The sequence below is a fragment of the Peribacillus deserti genome (genome assembly GCF_016909175.1).
GTDB lineage: Bacteria > Bacillota > Bacilli > Bacillales > DSM-1321 > Paraperibacillus > Paraperibacillus deserti.
Window position 1 is genome coordinate 123,892 of sequence record NZ_JAFBFI010000010.1, and the last position, 26,809, is coordinate 150,700.

At 40.5% G+C, this 26,809-nt stretch carries 26 protein-coding genes and 1 riboswitch; of the genes, 18 read left to right on the top strand and 8 right to left on the bottom strand.

What is annotated here, in order from left to right; translation table 11 throughout:
• Positions 1 to 6: 6 nt before the first annotated feature.
• From JOC77_RS12325 to JOC77_RS12365, 9 genes are all read left to right on the top strand, one after another.
• On the top strand, positions 7 to 1,014 hold the full coding sequence (locus JOC77_RS12325) for an ABC transporter ATP-binding protein (protein ID WP_204543708.1): 1,008 nt from the start codon (positions 7 to 9) through the stop codon (positions 1,012 to 1,014).
• Positions 977 to 1,960 carry a dipeptide ABC transporter ATP-binding protein gene (locus JOC77_RS12330; protein WP_204543710.1) on the top strand — a complete coding sequence of 328 codons (984 nt, stop codon included), beginning with the start codon at positions 977 to 979 and terminating at the stop codon, positions 1,958 to 1,960. The genes JOC77_RS12325 and JOC77_RS12330 overlap by 38 nt, the downstream gene beginning before the upstream one ends.
• Before the next feature lie 132 nt (positions 1,961 to 2,092).
• On the top strand, positions 2,093 to 3,706 hold the full coding sequence (gene ggt, locus JOC77_RS12335) for a gamma-glutamyltransferase (protein WP_204543712.1): 1,614 nt from the start codon (positions 2,093 to 2,095) through the stop codon (positions 3,704 to 3,706).
• A 37-nt stretch (positions 3,707 to 3,743) separates the two neighbouring features.
• On the top strand, positions 3,744 to 4,337 hold the full coding sequence (locus JOC77_RS12340) for a chromate transporter (RefSeq protein WP_204543714.1): 594 nt from the start codon (positions 3,744 to 3,746) through the stop codon (positions 4,335 to 4,337).
• Complete coding sequence (locus tag JOC77_RS12345; RefSeq protein WP_239558731.1) at positions 4,334 to 4,867, top strand: chromate transporter; 534 nt, start codon at positions 4,334 to 4,336, stop codon at positions 4,865 to 4,867. The genes JOC77_RS12340 and JOC77_RS12345 overlap by 4 nt, the downstream gene beginning before the upstream one ends.
• 182 nt (positions 4,868 to 5,049) lie before the next feature.
• Positions 5,050 to 5,865: an electron transfer flavoprotein subunit beta/FixA family protein gene (locus JOC77_RS12350; protein WP_204543716.1), complete on the top strand. Its 816-nt coding sequence runs from the start codon at positions 5,050 to 5,052 to the stop codon at positions 5,863 to 5,865.
• A gap of 30 nt (positions 5,866 to 5,895) precedes the next feature.
• The gene (locus JOC77_RS12355) at positions 5,896 to 6,918 is read left to right on the top strand and encodes an electron transfer flavoprotein subunit alpha/FixB family protein (protein ID WP_204543718.1); all 1,023 of its coding nucleotides are present in this window, start codon (positions 5,896 to 5,898) and stop codon (positions 6,916 to 6,918) included.
• Positions 6,911 to 8,206 carry an FAD-dependent oxidoreductase gene (locus tag JOC77_RS12360; protein WP_204543720.1) on the top strand — a complete coding sequence of 432 codons (1,296 nt, stop codon included), beginning with the start codon at positions 6,911 to 6,913 and terminating at the stop codon, positions 8,204 to 8,206. Before JOC77_RS12355 ends, JOC77_RS12360 begins: the two co-directional genes overlap by 8 nt.
• A gap of 2 nt (positions 8,207 to 8,208) precedes the next feature.
• A complete protein-coding gene (locus tag JOC77_RS12365) occupies positions 8,209 to 8,490 on the top strand; it encodes a ferredoxin family protein (protein WP_204543722.1) in 282 nt (93 codons plus the stop codon).
• Between the two features lie 1,377 nt (positions 8,491 to 9,867).
• Here the strand turns inward: JOC77_RS12365 and JOC77_RS12370 are convergent.
• Positions 9,868 to 10,212: a hypothetical protein gene (locus JOC77_RS12370; protein ID WP_204543724.1), complete on the bottom strand. Its 345-nt coding sequence runs from the start codon at positions 10,210 to 10,212 to the stop codon at positions 9,868 to 9,870.
• A gap of 125 nt (positions 10,213 to 10,337) precedes the next feature.
• Positions 10,338 to 11,567: an MFS transporter gene (locus JOC77_RS12375; protein ID WP_204543726.1), complete on the bottom strand. Its 1,230-nt coding sequence runs from the start codon at positions 11,565 to 11,567 to the stop codon at positions 10,338 to 10,340.
• Positions 11,568 to 11,841: 274 nt separating this feature from the next.
• Here JOC77_RS12375 and JOC77_RS12380 point away from each other — a divergent pair, with 274 nt between their 5' ends.
• The 6 genes from JOC77_RS12380 (at position 11,842) to JOC77_RS12405 (ending at position 18,840) form a co-directional block, all read left to right on the top strand.
• Positions 11,842 to 12,282, top strand: coding sequence for a MarR family winged helix-turn-helix transcriptional regulator (locus JOC77_RS12380; RefSeq protein WP_204543728.1), 441 nt, complete (start codon positions 11,842 to 11,844; stop codon positions 12,280 to 12,282).
• 178 nt (positions 12,283 to 12,460) lie between these two features.
• A complete protein-coding gene (locus JOC77_RS12385; RefSeq protein ID WP_204543730.1) occupies positions 12,461 to 14,155 on the top strand; it encodes a M3 family oligoendopeptidase in 1,695 nt (564 codons plus the stop codon).
• Between the two features lie 752 nt (positions 14,156 to 14,907).
• Positions 14,908 to 15,011, top strand: a riboswitch (SAM riboswitch).
• Between the two features lie 102 nt (positions 15,012 to 15,113).
• Positions 15,114 to 16,145, top strand: coding sequence for a methionine ABC transporter ATP-binding protein (locus JOC77_RS12390; protein ID WP_204543731.1), 1,032 nt, complete (start codon positions 15,114 to 15,116; stop codon positions 16,143 to 16,145).
• Positions 16,135 to 16,797 carry a methionine ABC transporter permease gene (locus JOC77_RS12395; RefSeq protein WP_204543733.1) on the top strand — a complete coding sequence of 221 codons (663 nt, stop codon included), beginning with the start codon at positions 16,135 to 16,137 and terminating at the stop codon, positions 16,795 to 16,797. Before JOC77_RS12390 ends, JOC77_RS12395 begins: the two co-directional genes overlap by 11 nt.
• Positions 16,798 to 16,802: 5 nt before the next feature.
• Positions 16,803 to 17,627 carry a MetQ/NlpA family ABC transporter substrate-binding protein gene (locus JOC77_RS12400; protein ID WP_204543740.1) on the top strand — a complete coding sequence of 275 codons (825 nt, stop codon included), beginning with the start codon at positions 16,803 to 16,805 and terminating at the stop codon, positions 17,625 to 17,627.
• Between the two features lie 16 nt (positions 17,628 to 17,643).
• Positions 17,644 to 18,840, top strand: a complete 1,197-nt coding sequence (locus JOC77_RS12405; protein ID WP_204543742.1) for an amidohydrolase — start codon at positions 17,644 to 17,646, stop codon at positions 18,838 to 18,840.
• A gap of 70 nt (positions 18,841 to 18,910) precedes the next feature.
• Here the strand turns inward: JOC77_RS12405 and JOC77_RS12410 are convergent, their stop codons facing one another.
• Positions 18,911 to 20,482: an ATP-binding protein gene (locus tag JOC77_RS12410; RefSeq protein WP_204543744.1), complete on the bottom strand. Its 1,572-nt coding sequence runs from the start codon at positions 20,480 to 20,482 to the stop codon at positions 18,911 to 18,913.
• A 233-nt stretch (positions 20,483 to 20,715) separates the two neighbouring features.
• Here JOC77_RS12410 and JOC77_RS12415 point away from each other — a divergent pair, with 233 nt between their 5' ends.
• Positions 20,716 to 21,771, top strand: coding sequence for a YkvI family membrane protein (locus JOC77_RS12415; protein WP_204543746.1), 1,056 nt, complete (start codon positions 20,716 to 20,718; stop codon positions 21,769 to 21,771).
• Positions 21,772 to 21,804: 33 nt separating this feature from the next.
• Here the strand turns inward: JOC77_RS12415 and JOC77_RS12420 are convergent, their stop codons facing one another.
• The 3 genes from JOC77_RS12420 to JOC77_RS12430 form a co-directional block, all read right to left on the bottom strand.
• The gene (locus JOC77_RS12420) at positions 21,805 to 22,479 is read right to left on the bottom strand and encodes a hypothetical protein (protein WP_204543748.1); all 675 of its coding nucleotides are present in this window, start codon (positions 22,477 to 22,479) and stop codon (positions 21,805 to 21,807) included.
• 171 nt (positions 22,480 to 22,650) lie between these two features.
• The gene (locus JOC77_RS12425) at positions 22,651 to 23,274 is read right to left on the bottom strand and encodes a CPBP family intramembrane glutamic endopeptidase (RefSeq protein WP_204543750.1); all 624 of its coding nucleotides are present in this window, start codon (positions 23,272 to 23,274) and stop codon (positions 22,651 to 22,653) included.
• A 65-nt stretch (positions 23,275 to 23,339) separates the two neighbouring features.
• Positions 23,340 to 23,531, bottom strand: a complete 192-nt coding sequence (locus JOC77_RS12430; protein WP_204543753.1) for a YkvS family protein — start codon at positions 23,529 to 23,531, stop codon at positions 23,340 to 23,342.
• A 231-nt stretch (positions 23,532 to 23,762) separates the two neighbouring features.
• Here JOC77_RS12430 and JOC77_RS12435 point away from each other — a divergent pair, with 231 nt between their 5' ends.
• A complete protein-coding gene (locus JOC77_RS12435; RefSeq protein WP_204543754.1) occupies positions 23,763 to 23,957 on the top strand; it encodes a hypothetical protein in 195 nt (64 codons plus the stop codon).
• 252 nt (positions 23,958 to 24,209) lie between these two features.
• Here the strand turns inward: JOC77_RS12435 and JOC77_RS12440 are convergent, their stop codons facing one another.
• Complete coding sequence (locus tag JOC77_RS12440) at positions 24,210 to 24,722, bottom strand: sigma-70 family RNA polymerase sigma factor (RefSeq protein WP_204543756.1); 513 nt, start codon at positions 24,720 to 24,722, stop codon at positions 24,210 to 24,212.
• Positions 24,723 to 25,014: 292 nt separating this feature from the next.
• Here JOC77_RS12440 and JOC77_RS12445 point away from each other — a divergent pair, with 292 nt between their 5' ends.
• Positions 25,015 to 25,752 (top strand): SDR family NAD(P)-dependent oxidoreductase, encoded by a 738-nt coding sequence (locus tag JOC77_RS12445; RefSeq protein ID WP_204543764.1) that lies wholly within the window; start codon positions 25,015 to 25,017, stop codon positions 25,750 to 25,752.
• Positions 25,753 to 25,816: 64 nt separating this feature from the next.
• Here the strand turns inward: JOC77_RS12445 and JOC77_RS12450 are convergent, their stop codons facing one another.
• On the bottom strand, positions 25,817 to 26,188 hold the full coding sequence (locus JOC77_RS12450; protein WP_204543766.1) for a PilZ domain-containing protein: 372 nt from the start codon (positions 26,186 to 26,188) through the stop codon (positions 25,817 to 25,819).
• Positions 26,189 to 26,809: the final 621 nt, after the last annotated feature.

The window sequence follows — 26,809 nt, forward strand, 5'->3', positions numbered from 1 at the left end:
GATATTATGGCCCAGAGTATATTAGATATAGAAAACCTGGTGACAAAATTTAAGACAGCGAACGGCGAAGTATCTGCCGTTCGCGGTATTTCTTTCTCTTTAAAGAAAGGTGAAACTCTTTGTATCGTTGGTGAATCCGGATGCGGCAAAAGCATTACGGCACTATCCATAATGGGTCTGCTTGCTGGCAACGCCAGGTCAGAAGGATCTATAAACTTTAACGGGAAAAATTTATTGAACGTAAAACATGAGGAAATGAGAAAAATTCGCGGCAACGAAATCTCCATGATTTTTCAGGAGCCGATGACTGCTTTAAATCCTACATTTACCGTTGGGTTTCAGCTGTGTGAACCATTAATGATCCATAATAAGCTATCTAAAAAAGCAGCTTTTCAAAAAGGGATTGAATTACTGAAACAGGTGGGCATTCCATTGCCTGAGAAAAGAATGAAGCAATATCCTCATGAGCTTTCAGGCGGAATGCGCCAGCGTGTGATGATTGCGATTGCCCTGGCATGCAATCCAAGCCTGCTGATTGCAGATGAACCGACTACTGCCCTGGATGTAACGATTCAAGCCCAAATTCTTGATTTATTGAATGATTTAAAAGATGAATTTCAAACAAGCCTCATCATGATCACTCATGATATGGGGGTTGTTGCAGAAGTGGCTGATCGCGTTATTGTCATGTATGCCGGGGAAATCATTGAAGAAGGAACAGCAGAGGCTATATTCAATACTCCCCAGCATCCTTATACAAAGGGCCTTTTGTCATCAGTGCCTAACGTAGACGATCCGTATTTTAAACTTAATCCGATACCAGGCACTCTGCCAAACTTAAATGAGCAGATCAGCGGCTGCCGCTTTCATCCGCGCTGTCCGCATGCCATGGAAAAATGTATACAGCATTCTCCATACCGCACAAAAAGAACAGAAAATCATGCAGTAAGATGCTGGCTCCAGGAGGTGGAAGAAAGTGAATACCGTAACTACCAGCCGACAAGTGCTGTATAGCATAGAAAATGTAAAAAAACATTACCCCATTAAAGGCGGAATTTTTAAAACGGTAAAAAGTCATGTGAAAGCAGTGGATGGAATTACGCTGGATATTTTTAAGGGAGAAACTCTTGGAGTAGTCGGAGAATCCGGGTGCGGTAAATCCACTCTTGGAAGGACGATTCTTGGGCTTGAAACGGCAACGGATGGGGTAATGAAGTTTAAAGGCGATGACCTGAGCGGCAAAACCCCAAAACAGCTCAAGCCATACAAACGGGAAATGCAAATGATTTTTCAGGACCCATATGCTTCCCTAAATCCGAAACAAAGAATTGGAGACGCTCTGGAAGAAGCCTTAATAATACATACTGACCTTGAACCTGCTGGGCGCCGCTCGAAAGTCAATCAGCTTTTGAAGGAAGTAGGATTAAAAGAGGAGCATTATGACCGGTATCCTCATGAGTTTTCCGGTGGGCAGCGCCAAAGAATTGGGATAGCGAGGGCTATTTCGATTAATCCTTCCTTCATTGTCTGTGACGAGCCGGTATCAGCTCTAGATGTATCTGTACAGGCACAGGTTATTAAGCTGTTAAAAGACTTGCAGGAAAAGCATGAACTCACATACATGTTTGTATCCCATGATCTGGGTGTTGTACGGCATCTTTGTGACCGGGTGCTAGTGATGTATCTTGGGCAGATGGTAGAGCTTGCTCCTGTTGCAAAGCTGTACGAAAATCCAACACATCCATATACCGAGGCGCTTCTGTCTGCGATTCCACGTCCTGTGGTTGGCCGCAAAACTGAAAGAATTCGCCTGCAAGGTGATCTTCCAAGCCCGACTGATCCTCCGCCAGGCTGTGCCTTTCATACAAGATGCCCTCTTGCCACAGAACGCTGCAAAATGGAGCGTCCTAAGTGGAGGGAAATTGAAGACGGACACTTCATTGCCTGCCATAATAAATGATAAACTTGATATGAATTCCGGCAGCCAGGTTAGTGGGGCTCTTTAATGAGCCGCTCTGCTGTACCGTTTTAAGTTAACTAATTTGTATAAGTGATACATACCGTTAAATAGACAAAATCTAAAGGAGACATTATGCCAGCATACGAATCTTTATCTTATCCATATTCTTCCCAGCGTATGGAATCCATCGGGCGCCGGGGCATGGTTGCGACGAGCCAGCCCCTGGCTGCCCAGGCAGGCCTGGACATATTAAAAAAAGGCGGAAATGCAATTGATGCAGCGATAGCAACAGCCGCTTGTTTAACAGTTGTTGAACCGACTTCCAATGGAATTGGCGGAGATGCATTTGCAATCATTTGGACTAAAGGAGAATTATATGGGCTTAACGCGAGCGGTCCTGCGCCGCAGAATATATCAGCAGAAGCTGTAAAGAGTTTAGGCCATGAACAGATGCCCAAGTTCGGACTAATCCCGGTTACAGTTCCTGGGGCGCCAGGAGCCTGGGCGTCTTTATCGAAGCGGTTTGGAAAACTGCCGTTAAAAGATGTTCTTGAACCAGCTATTCAATATGCGGAAAATGGCTATCCTATTTCACCGGTATTAGGAAAGTATTGGAAAAGAGCAGCTGCGATTTTTAAGGATAGGCTTAAAGGAAAAGAGTTTGAAAACTGGTTTAAAACCTTCACACCGGACGGGCGGGTGCCGGAAATAGGACAAATCTGGAAATCCCCTGATCATGCTGCTGCCCTTCGCGAAATTGGGGAAACCAATGCGGAATCCTTCTACCGTGGAAATCTTGCTGAAAAAATCGATGCTTTTTCAAGGGAACATGGCGGTTTTATCAGAAAAGAAGATCTTGCAGCATTTGAGCCAGAATGGGTTAACCCAATCAGTGTCAACTACCGCGGCTATGATGTGTGGGAAATCCCTCCAAATGGCCAGGGACTCGTGGCCCTTATGGCACTGAATGTGCTAAAAGGATATGAATTTACAGAAAAAGAATCAGCTGAAACGTATCATAAACAGATTGAAGCAATGAAGCTGGCATTCGCTGACGGGAAAAAATATATAACTCAGCAGGACAAAATGAGTGTATCTGTCGAACGGCTATTAAGTAAAGAATACGCTGAGACCCGGAGAAATTTAATAGGAGAAAAAGCTCTATCTCCTGAGCCTGGCACTCCGCCAAAGGGAGGAACCGTCTACCTTTCCGCGGCAGATGAAGAAGGAAACATGATTTCTTTCATACAGTCGAATTATATGGGCTTTGGCTCTGGAATCGTGATTCCAGGTACCGGTATTGCCCTCCAAAACCGCGGGGCCGACTTTTCACTTGATCCAGAGCATGAAAATCGGATTGAACCTGGCAAAAAGACATATCATACAATTATACCTGGATTCCTTACTAAAGACGGCGAGCCAGTAGGTCCTTTTGGAGTTATGGGAGGCTATATGCAGCCGCAGGGCCATGTGCAGGTTATTATGAACACCATTGATTTTCATCTTAATCCGCAGGCGGCTCTCGATGCACCAAGGTGGCAATGGATGGAAGGAAAGACCATTGAAGTGGAACGTTCTCTCCCCCAGCACATTGTAGAAGCATTAATCAGAAAAGGCCACGATATTAAAGTCGCAGCAGATTCCGGGGGATTCGGCAGAGGCCAGATCATATGGAGGAATCCGGATAACGGGGTTCTTCACGGCGGTACAGAGCCAAGAACAGACGGAGCTATAGCTGTATGGTAAGCTCTTGTTATATGAACAACAAAGGATATGATTAAACATGAAACAATGGTATTTATTTATCGCCTTTTTTAGAGTGGGTATGCTAGGCTATGGCGGAGGTCCATCTTCCATCCCGCTGGTGCACAAAGAAGTGGTAGAAAAGTACAAATGGATGAGTGATGAAGAGTTTGGCGATGTGCTTGCACTCGCAAATACGCTGCCAGGGCCAATTGCTACGAAAATGGCTGGCTATATTGGTTATAAAGTGGCAGGATATGCCGGGCTCGTTAATGCGCTTCTTGCCTCAATCATCCCCACCATTTTTCTCATGATCCTTGTGCTGACATCTCTGTCTGCATATAAAGATCAGCCCTGGGTGCTGGGAATGACAAAGGCAGTCGTACCAGTTGTAGCGGTCATGCTTGCGGTCCTTACCTGGCAGTTTTATAAAAACGGACAAAAAGGACTCGGCTGGAAAGTTAATCTGGTCCTTGTTATAGCGAGCCTTGTCATAATGGAAGTCCTGGGGCTCCACCCGGGGATTCTAATTGCAGCTCTCCTCGCCTGGGCTCTATTTTCTCCAGTGAAGCAGAAGCAAAAAGACAAATCGGCCAAGGAAGTGGCTGCTGCTGCAGAAAGGAAGATGGTATGATTACACAATGGAAAATCTTTTTAGCTTTTTTCATACCAGGAATTTTAGGTTATGGCGGCGGTCCTTCCTCTATACCGTTAATTGAGAACGAAGTGGTTGACCGTTACAACTGGCTCACAGTAAAAGAGTTCAGTGAAGTGCTTGCACTTGGCAATTCTCTTCCAGGCCCGATTGCAACAAAAATGGCTGGCTATATCGGCTATCAAGAAGGCGGAATCCTGGGGGCATTTGTTGGAGTGTTTGCTACCGTCGCACCGTCTCTTATCCTGCTGATTGCCTTAATCAGCCTTTTATACAAATTTAAGGATTCACCGAAAGTTAAGAAAATGACTCTGTATGTAAGGCCGGCGATTGCTGTTATGCTTGCTGTAATGGCATTTCAATTTTTGGACGGTTCTTATCTCGATATTGGTTTGTGGCAGACCCTGTTTCTGTGCGCGGCAAGCTTTCTATTAATGGAAAAACTTAAAGTCCACCCTGCATTTGTGATTACGGGTGCTTTAGGATATGGAGCCATCTTTTTGGCTTAATCTAAAAACTCTATTTCTTTAAGGAGGATAAAACACTTTGTTTTATCCTCCTTCTTTTTTTATACGGCTTAATTCACGGCTGATAAGGAATATAAAAATCAGGCAAGTCATATATAGAAAATAGATACTAACAGTCTACATGCTGTTCATAATTCCCCTTAGTTAGGAGTGAAGCTATTTCCATGCATATTGTGGTTTGCGTGAAGCAGGTTCCTGATACCAAAATTATTAAGATTAACCCTAAAACGAATACATTAGACCGCCGCAGTGCCCCTGCCATCTTAAATCCATATGATGCTCATGCCGTCCAGGCAGCGGCTGGAATAAAGGAGGCGGCAGGAGGAGAAATATCCGTTCTTTCAATGGGTCCACCCCAGGCAGTGGAAATCATAAAAAAAAGTGTGGAAATCGGGGCTGACAGAGGCTATTTAATAACAGACAGGGCATTTGCAGGAGCAGATACACTGGCGACCAGCTATGCGCTCTCCAAGGCGCTTGACAGAATTTCAAAGGAACATCCCATCGATTTAATTATTTGCGGAAAACACGCAATAGACGGCGACACAGGACAAGTAGGACCGGGCATTGCCAGGAGGCTCGATATTCCGCCCATTACAAATGTGATAGAAGTAACCGACATCAATAAGGAAACGCGGAAGGTTAAAGTCAAAAGGAAAATTATTAACGGGTATGAGTTGATTGAAACAGAAATGCCCTGCTTATTGACTGTTGAAAAAGAAATAAATGAAATTGCTTATTCCCCTATGCCCAATATGATAAAAGCGGCACGTTATAACCCGGTCATCTGGGCTGTCAGTGATTTAGAAGATGTTGATAAAACACAATTAGGTTTAAAAGGCTCTCCTACTATCGTAGGGAAAATGTTTACTCCCCCTAAACCGGAAGGAGGCCATATGTTTGAAGGGGCTGCAGAAGATCAAGTTAAGCAGGTTATAGATGTTCTGCTGCAAAATAAAGAGTTATTTTCCGTGAATTGATGGAATCGTAAGGAAGGAAGTGGCCTTTTTATGCAAGATAACCGCGGAGTATGGGTATATGTTGAGCAAAATGAAGGTGTAATAGAAGGAGTATCATTAGAACTGCTGGGTGCTGGCAGAAAGCTTGCCGATAAGCTGGGGGTACCATTGTCCGGCATCCTGCTTGGGGAAAATGTTAAAAACCTGGCAGATGAAATAATCTATTATGGTGCAGATCAAGTGTATGTGGTAGAAAGCCCTGTGCTTAGGCAGTATCGTACAGAATCATATATGAAGGGTGTTATCTTACTGGCAGAGAAATATAAACCGGAAATCTTTTTATATGGAGCAACGCCAAATGGCAAAGACGTTGCAAGCGCTGTGGCAACTGATTTAAGTACCGGATTGACCGCTGATACGACCATGCTTGATGTCGAGGTTGAAAAGAGGCTGCTTGAAGCAAGCAGACCTGCATTTGGCGGAAATATCATGGCAACCATTCTCTGTAAAAAACACCGTCCTCAAATGGCAACGGTCCGTCCAAAAGTGATGAAAGCTCTCGAACGTGACACTTCTAGAACAGGAAGAGTGATCGAAGAAGCGTTAGAAATTCGCGAAGAAGATATGAGAACAAAAGTATTAGAAATTGTGAAAGACGTAACAAAAAAGAGCCTGACGGATGCCCATATTATCGTATGCGGCGGCAAGGGTCTGGGGGATGAAAGAAATTTCGCCTTGATTCATGAACTGGCTGATGTACTCGGAGCGGGTGTGGGCGGAACGAGAGACGTCGTGGAGGCAGGATGGATCAGCCATGACCACCAGATCGGGCAGACAGGTGAAACAGTGACCCCAAAAATTTATTTTGCCGTAGGAATTTCCGGGGCCATTCAGCATTTGGTCGGGATGAAAAACTCGGAAATCATTATTGCCATCAATAAAGATCCAAATGCGCCCATATTTGGTGTCAGCACTTACGGAATTGTCGGAGATGCCCTCGAGATTCTTCCAATTTTAATTAAACAGTTCAAACACGCTTTCCGAGAAAAAGGCGGTGAAATGACTTATGCCTGAAAAGTTTGACGTAATTGTGGTTGGTGCAGGCCCGGCTGGCACCTCTTGCGCATATACATGTGCAAAGAACGGATTAAAGGTTCTTCAAATTGAAAGAGGAGAATATCCTGGCAGCAAGAATGTGATGGGCGGAGTATTATATAGAAAACAGATGGAGGAAATCATCCCGGAATTTTGGAAGGAAGCTCCGCTGGAACGCCCGGTCATCGAACAGCGCATCTGGATGATGGATAAAGAATCGACTGTGAGCTTCGGATATAAAGGGCTCGAATGGGCGCAGGAACCTTATAATAATTTTACCGTTTTAAGAGCTAAATTTGATCAATGGTTTGCAAAAAAAGGAGTAGAGGCCGGGGTTTTGCTTATAAATGAAACCGTTGCCAATCAATGCATCGTCGAGAATGGGAAGGTTATCGGCATAAGAACGGACCGTCCTGACGGAGAAGTATATGCGGATGTAACGGTATTAGCTGATGGAGTAAACTCACTGCTTGGGAAACAATTGGGATTCCATAAAGAATTCCGACCCGATGAAGTGGCTCTAACGGTAATGGAAGTAATTAACCTTTCAAAAGATAAAATCAATGAAAGATTCAATCTGTCAGAAAACCAGGGATGTACGATTGAAATTTTTGGGGACTCTACAAAAGGCAATCTAGGCACAGCCTTTATTTATACAAACAAAGAGAGTATTAATATTGGGGTAGGAACGACCTTGTCCAGCATGATTAAATCCAGAATGAAGCCGTATGACCTGCTGGATTATTTGAAAACACACCCAATGGTTAAGCCGCTGATTGAAGGAGGTGAAGCAGCAGAGTATCTGGCACACTTAATACCGGAAGGCGGATATCATTCCGTACCAAAGGTCGCAGGAAATGGAGTGCTGGTCGTTGGAGATGCTGCACAGCTTGTAAATGCCATCCACAGAGAAGGCTCTAATATGGCCATGGCATCAGGCAAGATGGCGGCAGAAACAATTGTCGAAGCCAAGAAAAAAGGCGACTTCAGCATGGATACATTAAAGGGATACAAAGATAAATTATACAACAGTTTCATAATCAAAGATTTAAAGAAATACAAAGATGCCACCCATACCTTTGAAAATAATCCACAATTTCTGCGTGATTACGTACCAATGCTGAACCGGGCTGCAAGCAAATTCTTCACAGTAGACGGAACCTCCAAGAAAGACAAACAGAAAGAAATCATGAAAACCATGACCTCAGAACGAGGCACCATCAAACTGATCAAAGATGTATATAAAGCCTGGAAAGCGGTGAAATAACGATGACTGGCAGCATAGAAGAAAAACAGTATTTAGTTCGTTTCAAAGCCGACAAAAAATCACATCTAACGGTCCTCGACCATGATGTTTGCTTAACCAATTGCCCTGATAAATTATGTACCCTGTTTTGTCCCGCAGAAGTCTATAAATGGGAAGAAATAAGAATGCAGGTAGGCTATGAAGGATGCCACGAATGCGGAAGCTGCCGGATTGGATGCCCCTATCAGAATATCAAATGGGAATATCCAAAAGGCGGACATGGAATTGTATTTAGACTGGCATAAAGGTTTATTTTCTCCCGGAAGTCAGATATGGGATCAATTCAGAATTCCCCAGCGGTTTAGAGGGGCTATTCTTCCTGCTGTAGGATGCCCGATGCTAGACGATAAAAAATAATGACTTTGATACAGGATTAGAGGCCGATTAGTTATATGCTGATTGGCTTTTTTTATTTCTACACGGTCCAAGAGCGGGTGGCGGTGAGTACAGATGTAATTAGAAATTAGTAATTTTGGTTGTGGGAGCCCACTAGGTGAATGCAAACAAAGAATAGAGGGCTGCGATTAAGTTTTAGAGTTTGCGAGCAAAAATATGAGGATGCGAGCAACTTTTCAGTTTTGTGAGCAGCTTGGATGAATGCGAGCAAAGAATAGAGGGCTGCGATTAAGTTTTTGAGTTTGCGAGCAAAAATATGAGGATGCGAGCAACTTTTCAGTTTTGCAGCTTGGATGAATGCGAGCAAAGAATAGAGGGCTGCGATCACGTTTTTGAGTTTTCGAGCAAAAAATGAGAGAATGCGTGCAACTTCTCGCTTTTGCGAGCAGCTTGGAAGAATGCGAGCAAAGAATAGAGGATTGCGAGCAACTTTTTGAGTTTGAGAGCAAAAATATGAGGATGCGAGCACCTTTAGGCTTTTGCGAGCAGTTTGGATGAATGCGAGCAAAAAATAGAGGGCTGCGATCAAGTTTTTAAGTTTCCGAGCAAACATATGAGGAAGCGAGCACCTTTTCAGTTTTGTGAGCAGCTTGGATGAATGCAAGCGAAGAATAGAGGATTGCGATCAAGTTTTTGAGTTTGCGAGCAAAAATATGAGGGTGCGAGCAACTTTTCAGTTTTGTGAGCAGCTTGGATGAATGCGAGCAATGTATAAAGGATTGCGATCAAGTTTATGAGTTTGCGAGCAACTTTTCGCTTTTGCGAGCAGCCTGGTATCAATGCGAGCACCCTACAAGGGAATGGAAGAAAAAATGAATAAAGAGCTCCTATACCTTATTAATAGCGCATTGCTACATGGATTTTGGTTATATAATTTTTCCAATTTAATAAAGGCGCATATATTTTTTATTACAGCTCATATTTTTTGAAGTACAGCTCATTTATTTCAACATACAGCTCATATTTTTCCAATTACAGCTCATATCGCGGCCTCAAGGCATAAATGTATTCCTTTCCACTAATCCAGCTTACTCAATGTTTCCCAGCCTTCCGCTGCTTCCTCAACAGTTAACAGAGCTCTCCCTCCAAATTCTCAGGAAATAGATCTCAAAACATAAAAAAATCCTTTTCTATTTAGAAAGGAATTGCGTTTACTTGTATGTAATTTTCTTCACAAAGACTTGTAAAAAAGAGAAAGGTGCTGCTTTAATGCTTTCTCTGCTTTTTTAGCTGATTCTTTCGGTTGGCTGTCTTGATGTGATTGTGTCGTTTAGAGCGCTGTCTGCAAGGCTTTTTGAGTAGTCATAGGCCTGATGGAATGAGGCGAAGGATTCTGAAACATAATATGGTTTATTATAAGTAAAGGAACCGTTTTCATTTGTTGGGAATATGAGTATATTCCAGTGGTAGTATTGGGATGAAGGCTCTTTGGGAAATCCCTGTAATGCAATAAGCCAATGAGTGGATGGTGAATCGCTGAGATCGTAATAGGAAGCTTTGTCTTTTTTACCCATGGGAAGAAGTGCTCTTTGATAAAATTCCCTGTATCCGTATCCAGGAAATAATGTCATGGTATTCACTCCTTTCGATTTAATTTACTCTCAGTATATGTAGATTTGAAAATAAAGAGAATGAAAATTTGAAAAAATGTAAAAAAAGGACTAGCAGCCAATCATAGCCGCTAGTCCTTTTTCTATTATATCTCTTTTTTCCATTCCTCGAGCTTGGAGTCAGTTGGAAGGAAAAGTCCTAGTAGTCCCAGCAGAGGAAGAAGGCCGACCATTTTGATGGTGAGCGGCAGTCCGGCAGCGTCTGCGAGCGATCCAAGTGCAACAGAACCGACTGCTCCCATTCCAAAAGCCAATCCTACTGTGAGTCCAGCCATTGTCCCGACTTTTCCCGGCACTAATTCCTGTGCATATACGACCATCACGGAAAAGCTTGCCATTAAAATAAAGCCAATCAATAATAGCAGGACAAAGGCAAGTGGAGCCGGAACATAAGGAAGAAGAATGGTCAGCGGCATGCTGCCGATCAAGGACATCAGAATGACATTTCTTCTTCCGAACCGATCAGCCAATGGCCCGCCAAAAAAGGTTCCAAGTGCTCCTGCAGCTAAAAAGGCAAAAATATAAATCTGTGATTCTCTTATACTAAAGCTATATTGCTGTATTAAATAAAAAGCATAGAAATTCGTCATGCATGAGATATACCAGGAACGGGCAAAAATCAAGAATAGCAGAATGGCCAGCGCAATCCATATTTTCTTCGTTAAAGACTTAGTTACTGTGGAACCAGCCGTTTTTTTCTTTCTATTAATGGCCAGCTGGCTTGTATACCAGTTTGCTATATAGGCTAGCAGCAATACGGCTGTCAGGGCAACAGGGGCAAACCAAAGGCCGCCAATCTGCCCGAGAGGTACCAGTATAAGAGCTGTGATAAGCGGGGCAAGTGCTTGTCCTGTATTTCCTCCCACCTGATAAATAGATTGAGCCAGGCCCCTTTTTGTTCCAGCAGCCATATAGGCTACTCTGGATCCTTCCGGGTGAAAGATAGCGGACCCAATACCAATAAGCATCACAGATAATATAACAAGAGTGTAACTCGGCACTAATGCAAGAAGAATGATACCGATCAGGGTACTTGTTAATCCGATAGGAAGTGCATAAGGCATGGGCTTTTTATCCGTATACCAGCCGACTACAGGCTGCATAATCGAAGAAACCATATTGAGAGCAAAAGCTATAATCCCCAGCTGGGTGTAGCTTAAAGACATGGATTTCTGCAGAATGGGGAACATAGCCGGTACAACTGCTTGCAAAGAATCATTTAACAAGTGGCATAGTCCAAGGATAATTAGAACTTTATAAATGGTTTGCGGCTGATTCGCTGATTGTTGTTTAATATTTGCTGCAACTGTGTTCATAACTGTCTCCTTATAAGCCGGCATGCGCATAATTGCGTATACAGCCTGGTTTCGAAAGCTATTTCTTGTTTCATACTAATGACTGAGGATATAAAAAGTTAAGTAATTAGATGGATCAGTGTATTTATTATATCGAAATATACAAATGATGGATAATTTATTTGCTTACTATAAAAAAACAAATGATAATTTGACAAACAGAGACAATTTTTTTATAATAAGTCTTGAATTCGAGATAATTGAATTTTATTCTATTTTGAAGGCGGTGAAATGCATGAGTAAAGAAAGCATTCAGCAATCGCTAAAAATGTTTATCGTATTATCAAGAGCGCATCGTGCTATAAATGATCATGTGAATAAATTTATTGCGGAGCAGGGGTTAAACCCGACTGAATTTGCAGTACTGGAGCTTCTATATCATAAGGGAGATCAGCCGCTCCAGCAAATCGGCGGAAAAATTCTGCTTGCAAGCGGAAGTATTACTTATGTAGTAGATAAACTGGAACAAAAAAATTACCTCATACGGGTGGCATGCAAAAAAGACCGGCGTGTTACTTATGCTCAAATAACGGAAGAAGGAAAACGATTTATCGAATCCGTTTTTCCTGAACATGAGCAGGGAATTGATAAGTTAATGAGCATATTATCCGCGGAAGAGAAACAAACAGCCATAGATGTATTGAAAAAGCTTGGAAAACATGCAGAAAATCATTAAGAATAAATTGCGGCCTCATGACCATTCATGAGGCTGTTTTTTTATGTAAAAATAGCATGTTAGTGTGGATCGGCCGGAAGATTTTTCACTGCAATTTACTTTGGCCCTAAACTTAAAGAAGGGTTTATAAGGATCGGGGTAGAATAAGTAATTGATTATAGTGAAGGATGTGTTTTAGATGAATTTTGAGCAATTTGAATACAAGCGCCCTGATATTAAGGAAGTTAAAGAAAAGCTTACGGCTGCAATCGACCGGTTTACAAACGCTGCATCTGCAGATGAACAGAATGAAATCATGCAGCAGATTAATGAAATCCGCGGTGATGTGGATACGATGGTAAACATCTGCTATATCAGGCATACCGTGGATACAAACGATGAATTCTACAAAGCGGAGCAGGATTATCTAGATGAAATAGCTCCTGAACTTGAGGAATATGTATCACAATATTATAAAGCACTAACCGGTTCACAGTTTAGAGATCAGCTGGAAGAAAAGTGGGGGAGTCAGCTTTTTGCTCTTGCCGATGCACAGCTTAAGACATTTTCCCCTGAAATCATTTCATTATTGCAAAGGGAAAATAAGCTTGCCACTGAATATAAACAGCTGATGGCATCAGCAAAAATCATGTTTGAAGGTGAAGAAAGAACTCTTATTCAGCTGCAGCCATTTGCAGAATCCCAGGATCGAGACATGAGGAAAAAGGCAAACGAGGCAAGAAATAGTTTCATGTCAGAAAACGCAGAGAAGCTTGATGAAATCTTTGATAATCTTGTAAAAGTAAGGACAGAAATAGCTCATAAACTAGGATATAAAAATTTTGTGGAGCTGGGATACTACCGTATGGCCCGAACGGATTACAATGCAGAAATGGTAGCTAAATTCCGTCAGCAGGTCAAGGATTATATCGTTCCTCTGGCTGTTAAATTGAGAGAGCGCCAGGAAAAAAGGATTGGAGTAGACAAACTAAAGTTTTATGATGAAAGCTTTAAATTCCAATCAGGAAATGCTAATCCAAAAGGAAGCCCTGACTGGATTATCGAAAATGGCAGGAAAATGTACAGTGAATTATCGCAGGAGACTAATGAGTTCTTCAATATGATGATAGAAGACGGGTTAATGGACTTAGTTGCCAAGAAAGGGAAAGCCGGCGGCGGATATTGTACGTTTATCAAAAACTATAATGCGCCTTTTATTTTCTCCAACTTCACCGGTACTTCCGGTGATATCGATGTTCTGACTCACGAAGCCGGTCATGCATTTCAAGTGTACATGAGCAGAGATTTTAAAATCCCGGAATATACCTGGCCTACATATGAGGCGTGTGAAATCCATTCGATGAGTATGGAATTTTTAACATGGCCATGGATGGAACTTTTCTTCGAAGAAGACACAGAAAAGTACAAATACACTCATTTAAGTGAAGCTCTGCTGTTTTTACCTTATGGAGTAGGTGTAGATGAATTCCAGCATTTTGTTTATGAGAATCCTGAAGCGACTCCTGAAGAAAGAAAAACAGCATGGAGAAACCTGGAGAAAAAATACCTTCCACACCGGGATTATGATGGTATGGAGTTCCTGGAAAAAGGAGGTTTCTGGCAGCGCCAGGGCCATATTTATAGTACTCCCTTTTATTATATTGATTACACATTAGCACAAATTTGTGCGTTCCAATTCTGGAAGCGTTCCAGGGAAAACCAGAAAACGGCCTGGCAGGATTACCTGCATTTATGCAGGCAGGGAGGAAGCCAGTCGTTCCTGGGCCTTGTAGAAATGGCAAACCTGCAGTCCCCATTTGAGAATGGCACGGTAGAATCAGTAGCAGGAGTGATCTCAGCGTGGCTGGATTCAGTCGATGACAGCTCACTATAAAGCATGAACACAAAGACCATAGAGGGCATCTATGGTCTTTGTATGTGTTTAGAAAAATAGAACGTACGGGATGGGATTCATAGGTTTTTTGAATCTTGGCGGTCATGTTTCCACGAGCTTAAGCAGAAGTTCAAAGACGTCCGCATAACATTCTAAAGTAATCACAAGTTTTGAATGATAAGCATAAAGTTGTGAACTTAAGCATGCAGCAGCGAAACATAAGCATAAACTTACAGAACTTAACCATAAAACTTCGAAACCGAAGCATAAAGTTTCAAAACTTAAGCATAAAATTCCGAAACATAAGCATAACTCTCCAGAAAGATATCTTAGGAATGAAAAGCAGTAAGATTCATTCCTAAAAAAAAGAGTATGAGGTAAAAATGGATGGTGCGCTGGACCATTTAACTAATTTCATTCAAAAAACCTGCAGTTCTTCTTAAGTTTAACCTCAAAACGCAGGAAGAGTTGATAGAAAAGTAGAATCCTAGAACGCTCGGAATTTTGCTTATAATTATATAGTTGATCAAATTCGAATTTGGAAATTCCCCTTTTATCACGAAATCTCAATAAATTCAAACAGCCCTAATAAATGTCCAGAATCTCCCTATGAACAGAGTCTAAAAACCGAGCGCAAAAATCAATATTCAAAAAAATAAAATAAATTGTTTGACTTTATTACACAACATCATTAATATTAAAACCAATCAATTCAAAACTTTACATCTTTTCAAAAAATGAATAGTGATTTTTTCTTATCCAGAGAGGTGGAGGGACTGGCCCTATGATACCTCGGCAGCGGATTCTTATGAATACTGTGCCAATTCCAGCAGGCTTTTTGCCTGGGAGATAGGAAAGAGCGGATGCTTATTATTTTGGCGTTTTCAAAACCTCTTTCTGATTTCTTAGAAAGAGGTTTTTTTATAGCAAATTGAAGAGAAATTAGGGGGGTATAAACTTGATTGTTTTAGAAAACATCCGAAAAATTTATGGATCAGGCACCGAACAGGTTGAAGCTCTGAAAAGCATAACACTTAATGTAAAGAAGGGAGAAATATATGGTGTTGTAGGATTCAGCGGGGCAGGAAAAAGCTCTTTGATCCGCTGTGTTAATCTCCTGGAGAAGCCTGCCTCTGGCAAAGTGCTGATTAATGGGGTGGATATTCAAGCGTTAAAACCAAGCGAGCTTAGACAGCAGCGCAAGAAGATAGGAATGATCTTTCAGCAATTTAATCTTCTTTCTTCAAAAACAGTCTTTGGAAATGTAGCGATGCCGCTAATGCTTGATAGAAGGCCCGGGGAGGAAATCAAGAAAAAGGTACACGAACTTTTAACGTTTGTCGGCCTTGAAGATAAAGCCGGCCACTATCCTGAACAGCTGTCTGGAGGCCAAAAACAGAGAGTAGGGATCGCAAGGGCTTTAGCGACGAATCCTTCTATTCTTTTATGTGATGAGGCGACTTCTGCACTTGATCCTGAAACAACTTCTTCAGTACTCGCTTTACTGAAAAAAATCCGGGCAGATTACGGAATTACGATATTAATGATTACTCATGAAATGAATGTAATCCGGGATATTTGCGATAGGGTGGCTGTTTTAGACGATGGGAGAATAGTGGAAGAAGAGTCCGTTTTAAACCTTTTTTCAAATCCTAAAACGGACATAGCTAAGAACTTTGTAAGAACCGTGCTAAATGATGAAATTCCAGTAAGCATACAGTCCTTAATCAATGAACAGAACCAATTTCACCGGATTTATAGAATTGTTTTTAAAGGGGAGGCAACAAGCCAGCCGCTTCTATCCACGATTGCGAAAAAATTCAGGGTGGACGTAAATGTGCTCCATGGAACAATTACAGAGCTTCAAGGTGTTCCTTTTGGAAACTTAGTTGTCGATTTTACCGGTACTGCTGAGGAAGTTGAGAGAGCTATATTTTATATCCATCAACAGCAGGTTTGGATCAAGGAGGTGCTTCCGAATGCCGTTTGATTGGACAGCTTTTTGGCCACAGTTAGCAGAGGCCGCAAAACAGACAACATCAATGGTTTCTTTTTCACTATTGTTTTCTGCTCTTCTAGGTATCCCAATTGGAGTCATACTTGTAGTTACACGAGACGGCCATATCCTAGCAAACCGATTTGTTTTCACAGTTTTAAACTCTATCATTAATATACTGAGGTCTATTCCATTCATTATTCTGTTGGTAGCGATCATTCCATTTACACGGCTGGTGGTAGGAACTTCTATCGGAACAGCTGCAGCCATTGTCCCTTTGGTTGCTTATGCTGCTCCTTATATTGGAAGATTAATAGAAAACTCGCTGCTTGAAGTCGATAAGGGAGTGATAGAGGCAGCCCAGGCGATGGGGGCCACTCCTTGGCAGATAATATGGCGATTTTTGATACCGGAAGCTTTGAGTTCTTTAGTTCTTGCCTTAACGATTGCAACCATTGGGTTAATTGGTGCATCGGCAATGGCTGGGGCCGTTGGCGGCGGCGGACTCGGTGATCTCGCGATTACATATGGATATCAGCAGTTTAAAACTGAAATTATGCTTGTAACCGTCGCCCTGTTAGTCCTTTTTGTTCAGGTGCTCCAAACATTCGGTAATATACTTTCTAAAAAAATCAGAAGGAGATAATCATCATGAAAAAATTACTGTTCATTGTATTTACTATTTTATTAGCTGCTCTTAGCGGATGCAGCTCCAACTCTTCAGGAAATGAATTTAAAACAGTTAAAGTGGGAATCAGCGGGTCTGATACACGAGTATGGGATTATATTAGTGAGAAGGCTGAAAAGGAAGGCATCAAGATAGAAATAGTTAAATTCTCTGACTATGTGCAGCCTAACATGGCTTTAGCGGAAGGAGAGATAGATGCGAACGCTTTTCAGACTGTTGCTTACTTTAATGCCTTTAAAAAGGATCATAAACTTGATTTGTCTGCAATCGGCACTACTGTATTAGCTCCTATGGGTGTGTTTTCCAACAAAGTAAAAGATATAAGTGAAATTCAAAAGGGCGATGAAATTGCAGTTCCTAATGATGTGACTAACCTAGGGAGAGCCTTGCTCTTATTAGAAAAAGCAAACTTAATTAAGCTAAAAGCAGGCTTTGACGGGAAAGGGGGACTTGAGAATGTTACGGATTATAAAGGGCTCAAGATTACCCCTGTGGTAGCGGGACAGGCACCGCGTGCTCTGGATGATGTGGCTGCTTCCGTGATCAATAATGGAATTGCCGTAGATGCAGGACTAAATCCCAAGGAAGATGCAATTTTCAGAGAAGATAAAACAGCGGTTCCCTATGTAAATATCATTGCCGCGCAGACTAAAAGAAAGAATGATAAAACACTGATCAAGTTGGTAGAAATTTATCAGAGTGAGGCAGTTACTAAGTTTATTCAAAAAACGTATAAAGGGGCCACGATCCCTACAATAATACCAGTCAAAGAGATTCAGAATCTCTAAAAAGGAGTGCTTTCAGGTGTCATCACAAACAGAGGTATCATTAAGTAATATTATTACAGAATCTGTTGACCAGAATCAAAAAGTCTATTTAGAAACCAGCCATATAATCCATGCCAATCCAGAAATCGGGAACCAGGAATTTCTTGCATCACAAACCTTAGTGAATTTGCTCGAGAGAGAACAATTCATAATCGAAAGAAACATTGCTGGACACGAAACCGGCTTTATTGCTAGAAAGAGTGCAGGAAAACCAGGCCCCGTTATTGGATTTTTGGCCGAATATGATGCTCTTCCTGGACTTGGCCATGCATGTGGACATAATATTATCGGGACTGCGAGCACAGCTGCAGCAATAGCACTGAGTACGGTTCTTGAGAAAACGGGAGGCGAGGTTGTTGTTTTTGGTACTCCTGCTGAAGAAGGAGGACCAAATGGCAGTGCAAAAGCAAGCTTTGTTAAAAATGGTCTCTTTGAAGGTATCGATGCTGCGCTGATGATTCATCCGAGCGGAAAAACAGCACCTACCAGTGAATCCTTGGCTGTAGACCCCCTGGATTTTCATTATTACGGTAAAACTGCTCATGCCGCTGCTTCTCCAGAAAAGGGTATTAATGCTTTAGATGCCGTTATAGGACTATTTACAGGAATAAATGCGTTGAGACAGCAGCTGACACCAGATGTGAGGATCCATGGCATTATAACGCATGGAGGCGAAGCTCCCAATATTATTCCGGGTTATGCTTCTGCCAGGTTCTTTATACGTGCAGCTACCCGCAGAGGGTGCGAAGAGGTCACAGAAAAGGTTAGAAGAATTGCTGAAGGCGCCGCTCTTGCCACGGGAGCAGAGTTAAAGATTGAGCAGTTTCAAAATGAGATTGATAATCTTATCGTTAATAAACCTTTTAATGAGCTTGTCATTGCTGAGCTTGAAGCACTTGGAGAAAAAGTGGACAGAGAAGGCAGAACAGGAATCGGTTCAACAGATGCAGGCAATGTGAGCCAGGTTATTCCCACTCTTCATCCTTATATAAAAATAGGTGAAGATGACTTAATCGCTCATACTCATGAATTTAGGGAAGCGGCCATTTCAGCTCTCGGCGATAAGGCCTTGATAACGGGAGCGAAGGCACTGGCACTAACCGGCTGCCGGCTGCTGACAGATGCGCGGCTCCTTGCCGACATCAAAAAGGCGCACGCAGAAGCGCAAATATAAAAACATAAATTAAGAGAGAGAGCAGGCTGAAATTCTGCTCTCTCTTTTTTTATGTAAGCACGGGAACAGTTCAAGTTACAGGAATAATGATTTGCACCCGAGTGCCTTTGCCTACTTCACTTTGAATATGAATGGTACCTTTATGTTGTTGAATAATTTTTTCTGTAATCATAAAGCCTAATCCTGTTCCATCTTCCTTAGTTGTATAGAAGGGTTTACCTACATTTCTAAGAACATGGTCTGGAATTCCAATGCCATTATCTTCTATGATAATCTGAATGGCGTCGCAATTCTTATATTTAATATGAAAGTTTATGACCCCGCCATCTGGCATAGCTTCAAAGCTGTTTTTTAATAAATTAATAAACACCTGTTTGAGCTGATTACCTTCACAGAGAATGGGGACATATTCAGAAATGCACGTTAACTGGATATCCACGTTTTTGAAGTTGGATTCGGATTGAAAGAGAAGGACTACTTCTTCCACTAATTCCTTCATGTTTTGAATTTTAAGATCGAATATCTGTGGTTTTGCCAGGTTGAGAAATTCACTGATAATCGAATTCATTCTGTTAATTTCAGAATGAATAATAGAATAATAATGCTTATGTGGCCCATCTTCTTCGCGGAGCATCTGAATAAATCCTCCAATTACCGTAAGCGGGTTTCGAATTTCATGGGCTACCCCTGCAGCTATTTCTCCGGTCACTTTTAACTTTTCCGAGTTACGCATATATTCATCCATGAGTTTCTTTTCCGTTACATCACGGATGATGGCCGCTATTGCGATCAAATCGTTTTGGCTGCCGTAAATGGGTGAAACGGTCGCCTCAGCTAATATAGAAGAGCCTGCCGTTGAAGATTGCCTGCTCAATTCTAGATCTCCAAAACTTTCTCCTGATTTAACTTTTTCGATTACGTCTGATAGAAGATGAGTTTCATTGGCAAAAAAATCAGTGAAAGCAGTCTCTTCTTGATTTTGATGGGAGTACGAGAATATTCTTTCGAATGCCTGATTGACTTCTAAAATATAGCCCTGCTTATCCAATATGCAAACCGCATCTCTAGAGTATGTAAATAATGATTCAAAATATGACTTTGTAGATTGCAGGTCTTTTTTTGCTCTTTGTTCATTTTCTGCTGCTTTATTCCATAATGCATTAGTAAAACGGAGCAAAATAAAGAGGAGAGTAGAAAGGAAAATTCCGAACAATATAAAATAGGGAAAATCTTCATAGCCTTTATAATCGAATGTATAGTTTTTGTTTATAGAATAGATAATGGTCAGCAGCAGGAGAGCAGCTATGCTCGAAAACACTAACAGACCTGTACTTAAATAAAACGCCGAGATAATAACACCAGAATAAAGAAATAGATAATTTATTAAATCGGGGAATGCGACATTCAAATAAAACGTATATCCGAAAATAGAGATCAGTACCAGGTACATCATATACTGTGAAGGCATTTTTTTTACATAGAAAATAGAAAGCGCGAGACAAAGAATTAATCCAACAGGAGGCCAGATAATCTTATAATCTTGCTCATAAATAATATAAAATAAGTAATCTAAAATATTAATAAGCCACAAAAATTCAATCATTGATTTATTTCGTTTGTGCCTGAGAGCCTTCTTATCCATAAATTGCACCTTTCTACAAAATCCAACAATATTCTTCCTTTATTCTACATAAACTGGAGAATTTATACAAACTAATTAAATTATATGTAAGGTTTTATGAAATAACAACTCAGCTTTTTTAATTATTTGTAAAAATAACCCATATTTAAAATTAAAGTTAGAATTATAGATTTACGTTAGCTTGTCTAAAAGCGGCGTGCCCTTCATATACATCCATTAGAGGGGGAGAATCTATGAAAGTTAGATGGACCGGAGCCTTTCAAATTTCTTCGGTATACATTGGCACAGTAGTCGGTGCTGGGTTTGCAACAGGAAGAGAGATTGTTGAGTTTTTCACCCGGTACGGTTTTTTTGGTTTATTAAGTATTATTGCTGCAGGGATGCTATTTATTTTTACTGGAACAAAGCTCATGCTTTTGGCATTAAAGACCGGTGCTAAATCGTATGAAGAATTTAATATATATATATTTGGCCAGACTTTTGGGCATTTATTAAATATCCTTTTTTTCGTTATGCTTCTGGGAGTCACTTCTGTTATGTTTTCTGGGGCGGGTGCGGTGTTCCAGGAACAGCTTGGCATAACAAAGACAGTAGGAGTCGTTTTGACAATGGGTCTTGCTTTGCTGGTGCTGCTTGGGGGAATCAAAGGTTTATTCGCAGTTAATATTTTCGTAGTTCCCATTATGATCTTTTTTAGTGTTTTGATGTGTGTGCTTTCGTTAAAGGGCGGCGGAATATTAGATGTATTATTTATAACTCCTGAAATGACCAGCTTCTGGGGCCCGATTACCTCTCCATTCCTTTACACAGCATTTAACCTTGCACTTTCACAGGCTGTGCTGGTCCCTGTAGCTTCGGATATTGGTGATGAAAAAACCATTAAGGCGGGTGCCATAATGGGAGGCCTGTTTCTTACACTTATATTAATTACCAGCCATATTTCATTAATCAGCCTGCCTGGGGTCACTCATTATGAAATTCCCACTGCAGAAGTCATGAAGCATATTGCCCGTAATTTTTACTGGATTTATATTTTGGTGGTTTATGGAGAGATCTTTACTTCAGTAATAGGCAATTTATTTGGATTAGAACGTCAGCTGAAATCTTATGTAAAGCTCCCTTCCATATGGATCCTCATCATGCTCTTTATAGCTTCCTATATATTAAGCTTAATTGACTATGGGAATTTGCTTTCGTACTTATATCCGCTCTTTGGAAAGATAAGTGTTCTATTCCTGTTTTTGATATGGATGCGGGCAGGACGAGCAAATAAAAAAACGCCTGTATAGAAAAACAGGCGTTTTAACTTCAAAAGCCAAGACTTAATTAGCAGGCTTTTTCATGATGGTTTTGGCCATTTCTAGGAATGCAGAACGATAATCATTTTCCTTTTTTGTGAATATCGTTAGTTTAACTGGATTTTTTTCATCCTTTATTAAAATGACAGTTACATTATCCTCTTCATTAGAAGCTTCAAATGCCTCTGCATTTTTCAGGTCGAATTTAGGCAAACCGGGAGTAGTGATTTTATCGGAAACAGCCATGAGCTGTGTTTTTGCCATTTCCTCTTCTTCCTCCCAGTTTGAATCTGCTGCAAGAAGTTCAATCCTCATAAATACACTATCCTGTGCCTTGAGAAATACGATATCTTTTTCAGGCTCTTCAGCGCTCAGTTCAAAGTCAGGAAGAACATACATCGAAAAATCCTGGTTATCGCTATTTTTTAAAAATGCTGTTTCTTGTTTATTTGCTCCATTGAGAGAATACTGTAAATTTTGTTCCATAATGCGGATGCTGTTTTGTTTTTCGGAGGCAGCTGGTGTGTTTGCTGAATTTTCCTCTGCCTTTGAAGGCTGGCTTGCAGTGCGCTCAGCTTGCTCAGCTGCTGAACCCTCTGTCTCTTTCTTGGCTGAAGATTCCTGCTCAGAAGTGCCACAGCCTGCCAGTCCAAGGCATAGAATTCCTGTTCCGATTAATAGTTTGCTGAATTTTAGCATAATATACCTCCTAAATGTGATTCACAGATGATCGTTTTCCTTCACTTCTTTATCTCTTCTATAACAGTAGACGAGCCTAAAGAGCGAATAGTTACAAAAACTATTAGAAAACATGTTCTTTCCTTATTATAAGAAAATTGTCAAATTTTGATAAGGGTAATTGGACACAATTTAGTACTGTCCACTTTCTAAAGGGAAGATTATCAATAGAAAGATATCAAATACCAAATGAGACAAGATTACTGCCGGTAAACTACGGCTCGCCTGAAAATGGAAGCCCCAAAACAACCCTGAAACGAGACCTGCTGCCACGAGTGCGGCATTTCTGGAATATAACATAGGCAGGGAATACAGTAGGGCGGATAAAAGAATACATGAATAAAACGAGAAATAGTGAGACAGCCTTTTTTGAATAAACCCCCTCCAGAACAGCTCTTCAGCTGGTATGAGCAGGAAAACTAAAACGAAATACTGCCATAATTCTTTTGGCTTGTAGTAGAAGTATAGCTGGTCTGCCGCATAAGAAAGATTTACTTTAAGGAAATTAAAGAAAACCAGCCCGGCATAAAAAAGTCCATAAAGAAGGAGGCCCGATATAGCCCCCAGCAGCAGATCTTTCACAGATAACTTTTTTATGTAAATCTCCCGGGCAGACAAAGTAAACAGCAAGAGGCATCCGCTCGCTGCTGTATAGATTCCCCAAAAATGCGGAATGGAAAGATAGCTGGCAAATATCCACAGATGAGCCAATAACAGCCCGATCCAAAGTTTCTTATCCTTCAAAATGGCAGGCATACAAATTCCTTTCTCCCATCACAGGTAAATGAAAATAAGGACCTTAGGCAGGTCCTCGGCGTAATCTATGCTTTTTCCGTAACTTTTACAATTTTATAATTTTTATGATTTACGACTGTCTTTTGTTCCAGCTCTAATTCTCGATAGTTATCCATATAGGTAAGATCAACTATTACAGAGTTTTCATTGACTTTTTCTACAATACCCTGTAAACCATCGCGGAATTCAATCACATTTCCCACTTCTGCTTTTTTCATGAAATCACAACCTTCTATCGAAAGTGATATGTATTTATGCTAACAATTAATTAACAGTTTGCACTATTTTTCGGTATTCGTAAAGAGTTTTTGTTATTTTGCGAAAATAGATTTTTTATTGTTAATAGACCTATAGTAAGCGCTATCAATACAGGAATCAAGTATCTAGCATGAAAGAGCCTCATAAACATGGTAAAATAACCTAACACGGAAGCTAAAGGAGATCTGCAAATGGACAAAAACTTAGCTCAAGAATTATTAAATAAGTTAGCGAATCGAGAATTAAATGAAGTAACTGTGAGCAAAGATTCATTTCTGGTTTTTCGCGATGTTATCGTCAAGAGAGAAGATTTTAAACATTTTCGCGGAATTGCCCAGCATAATGGTGAAGTGATTTATCAATATTTAGATGAGCCGAGGAGTTAATGTTCCCTGGCTTATTTTTTTGGGGCGCTGGGATGATTGTTTCTTATTATTTTACAAAATCTGAGTTTGGTACATCCGGCAGACCGAGGTTACTAATTGATACAAGTATATGTGAATAGGCAGCACCATAAGTAACAGAAGCCTCAGAATATCATAGTCAGCCCTGGTGTCCTAAATTTTTCCTTACTATATATAATGTGACATCGAAACTACAAAACCCTGCCGCGTATATCCGGCAGGGTTTCTTTAGACTTACAATTCCTGATTGGAATGAATGTGCTTGATTTTTTTTAATGCAGATTTTCTCCAGGATTTAACGGCCTCTTTTGTAACATCATGCTCGAGCGCAATTTCCTCCAAACTTTGATGCTTATAAAAACCGATCAGCCACTTTTGTTGATTGTGGGTTAAATTCTTGCAAAAATCATTTATTGCTTCCAGTGGGAAATAGATATCCTTATGCTTAATGTTTCGGTCCATATACTCCTCCGTTTTTTCCGTGAAAATTGCTGCAGCTTCCCATCTTTTCTCTTTATTAAGCTGATTCAGCATCCTTCCTTTGATAATAGAATAAGCAAAAGGCAAGAAAGGGCCTTTACTGTCACAATATTTCTCATTGGCTTCCCATAATGCGATCAAACCAATTTGGTAGTATTCTTCCGTTTCCTTATAGAGATTTAACGTTTTTATGATTTTGTGAATCAGAGGAGTATACTGCTGTGCAGTGTGGTTGAAGTTTACCATATGTTTTCCAGTCGAAAGCATGCATTCCTGTATTCCCGGGTAAGTTCAGATTAAAGCAGGACCAATGGTCTGAGCCATTTTAGAAAAGTGTGTTTTAGGAGTGGAAAGAAGTGTGAAACAGACTTTTTCACCTGGTGAAAATAACAATTTATAAGGACAATTTTGTTTAAATGATAGTCTTTAAATGATAATTAAATTTTCTGACTATTTAACAAAAAACTCAAAGACTAATTCTTTATCAAAAAAACATATTTTCTATAGAATACAGGGTAATGATATAAAGATATTCGAAAATCAGGAGGAGTTATTTTAAATGAAATTTCAGGGAAAAACAGTAATCGTGACTGGTGCTGGAAGCGGGATTGGCAAGGGAGTGGCCCTTGTGTTTGGCGGATTAGGAGCAAATGTGATTGTTGCTGAAAGAGATGATACAGGAATGGAAACGGAACAAATAATTAAAGAAAAAGGTGGAAATGGCCTATTTATAAAGACTGACGTAAGGAGCGAGGAACAAATAACATCTATGCTTTCAACAGCGATGGATAAATTCGGGAGGATAGATATTTTAATTAACAATGCAGGTGTGTCAAAGTTCAAAGCTATTTTCGATTTGTCTGTTTCGGAGTGGGACGATATTCTTCATACTAATCTTAGAAGCATGTTTATCGCTTCGAAAGAGGCTGCCCGTTTAATGAAGAAAGGGGGGCGGATTGTAAATATTGCTTCAACAAGAGCATTTATGTCTGAGCCGGATTCGGAAGCTTATGCAGCTTCAAAAGGCGGCATTGTTGCCTTAACGCATGCACTGGCTGCAAGTCTCGGCAGGCTTGGCATAAACGTAAATTCTATTAGTCCTGGATGGATTGAAACGGGAGATTATGAAAAGCTCCGAGAAATCGATCATCTTCAGCACTTATCAAAACGGGTCGGTAAACCGGAAGACATTGCAAAAGCCTGTCTTTATTTATGTGCCCCCGATAATGACTTCGTAACAGCGGAAAATATCGTGATCGATGGCGGAATGACAAGAAAAATGATCTATGAATCCTAGTCTATATAAAAAAGAAACGGCTTACCGGGCAGTATACACGCGGCAGGCCGTTTTTTAATTATCTTTAGTGCTGGTTTTTAATAAATTGTTTAAGTTCCTTGATAATCACCTGTTTAATTTCATCTTTAAAAACCGAGGTTCCGGAGACTGAAAAGCCATAGAGCCATTTGCCAAAATAAACTTTACTCCACACGAGTGTGCCTGGAAGAGAGAGCATTGTTTGATTTAATTTAAAACTCACGATGAGTTCTATATTTTCATCAACTGGCAATTCTAAGCCTGATTTAAACCTGAGACCGTTTGGGCTGATATCCAGGACTTCAATTTCTCCTTTTTTGCTTTTCCCTCCTATACCGTTCAATGACGAAATAGTAAAAAAACCGGCTAGAGGAGTTTGCAAAGCAAAACGAAAAGGTTCTGCTCTTTTATACTGCATATACAGTCCTCCAATATAAATCAATCTAATTCATTTTTACAAGATAAATTGGAAAATTTCAACTTATTTTCTTCCTATCTAAAGTACAGAGTAGAAGTGAAGATAATAAGCTTTTCTGCAAGCAAAGGTATTTGAATATGCTTCGATTGGTAAGCTGATTTATTCTGTGAATTTTTAAAAAGAGTTTATGCTACATTGGCCCGTCATTGCATACCGATTTTTTTAGCCCATCCTTTAATCCAATTTATTCCGGAAATTTTGCTTAAACTCTAAATACAAGGATGGAATAGCAAGAGTGACAGCGCCCCTGGTTTAAAACCCTAGCAGAATGGGTTAAAAAGAAATATACTGCTAAAGGTATATATCCTTGTTCCCCGGGCCTCTGTGTTTGAAGGCACATATTAATAGTAAACGCTTGCAGGTTTCAGCCGTAAATGAAGTTGCTTTAGTTGTTGTAATTTTTTAAACATTTTAAAACTTAAAAATTAGTTCATTAAGATTGTCACTATATCTTCAAAGTGATATTCTTTAAAAAAAGGGCGAGTTTTTACCCTTTAATATACTATAGAAATAGATTTTCTTTCCGTTCAGAATGAAATTATATTCCTATGCAAAACTTGA